At 64.7% G+C, this 1,446-nt stretch carries 2 protein-coding genes; both read left to right on the top strand.

Translation table 11 applies throughout. The features are described from left to right. Positions 1-1,194: CoA-acylating methylmalonate-semialdehyde dehydrogenase (locus ACSFA3_RS23175; RefSeq protein ID WP_435507791.1), on the top strand; the 1,194-nt coding region annotated here is incomplete at its 5' end. Positions 1,195-1,206: 12 nt separating this feature from the next. Continuing rightward, on the top strand, positions 1,207-1,446 hold a 240-nt coding region (locus tag ACSFA3_RS23170), incomplete at its 3' end, for an acyl-CoA dehydrogenase family protein (RefSeq protein WP_435507790.1).

Genomic DNA, 1,446 nt, shown 5'->3' with positions numbered 1-1,446 from the left:
GATGTGTTCCGCGGCCTCGAGGTGGTCGAGCACGCATCGAACATCGGCAACCTGCAGCTCGGCGAGCTGGCCAACAACGTGGCCAACGGCGTCGACACCTACACGCTGCTGCAGCCGCTGGGCGTGTGCGCCGGCATCACGCCGTTCAACTTCCCGGCCATGATCCCGCTGTGGATGTTCCCGATGGCCATCGTCACCGGCAACACCTTCGTGTTGAAGCCCTCCGAACAAGACCCGATGGTCACCATGCGCCTGTGCGAGCTGGCGCTCGAAGCTGGCATTCCGCCCGGAGTGCTGAACGTGGTGCATGGCGGCGAAGCCATCGTCAACGGCATCTGCGATCACAAGGACATCAAGGCGATCAGCTTCGTCGGCTCGACCAAGGTCGGCACGCACGTCTACAACCGCGCCACGCTGGCCGGCAAGCGCGCGCAATGCATGATGGGCGCGAAGAACCACGCCATCGTGATGCCCGACGCGAACAAGGAGCAGACGCTCAACGCGCTCGCCGGTGCGAGCTTCGGTGCAGCCGGTCAACGCTGCATGGCCGTGTCGGTCGCGGTGCTGGTGGGCGAGGCGCGCAACTGGGTGCCCGAGCTCATCGAGAAGGCGAAGACGCTGAAGATCGGCGCCGGCACCGAGAAGGGCGTGGACGTGGGCCCACTGGTTTCGTGCGCAGCTTACGACCGCGTGAACGGCCTTATCGAACGTGGCGAAGCTGACGGTGCGAAGCTCGTGCTCGACGGCCGCAAGCCCACCGTACCCGGCTACGAGAATGGCAACTTCGTCGGCCCGACGATCTTCACCGGCGTGAAGCCCGGCATGACGATCTATGACCAGGAAATCTTCGGCCCGGTGCTGTGCATTGCCGATGCAGAGAACATCGACGAAGCCATCGACCTGATCAACAGCAACCCGAACGGCAACGGCACGGCGATCTTCACGCAGTCGGGTGCCGCGGCGCGCCGCTTCCAGGAAGACATCGACGTGGGCCAGGTCGGCATCAACGTGCCGATTCCAGTGCCGGTTCCGATGTTCTCGTTCACCGGCTCGCGTGCGTCGAAGCTGGGCGACCTGGGCCCGTACGGCAAGCAGGTCATCATGTTCTACACGCAGACCAAGACGGTAACGGCGCGCTGGTTCGACGACAGCACCGTCTCGCACGGCGTTAACACGACGATCAGCCTCAAGTAAGAAGTCCGCCGGATGGACTTCGAACTTTCCGAAGAGCAGCGCGCCTTTGCACAGAGTGCGCGCGACTTTGCACAGGCCGAGTTCGCGCCGCACGCGGCGCAGTGGGACGCGGAAGCCATCTTCCCGAAGGAGGCGATCGCCAAGGCTGGCGAGCTGGGCTTCTGCGGCCTCTACGCGCCCGAGCGAATCGGTGGCCTCGCCTTGCCGCGACTCGACGCCGCACTGGTGTTCGAGGAGATGGCTGCGGTCGAC

Origin of the sequence: Variovorax glucosi, assembly GCF_051216695.1 — a bacterium.
In the GTDB taxonomy this organism is placed as follows: Bacteria; Pseudomonadota; Gammaproteobacteria; order Burkholderiales; family Burkholderiaceae_C; genus Variovorax.
Note: the sequence above shows the minus strand (reverse complement) of the source record. Positions and strands in the feature narration are given on the sequence as shown.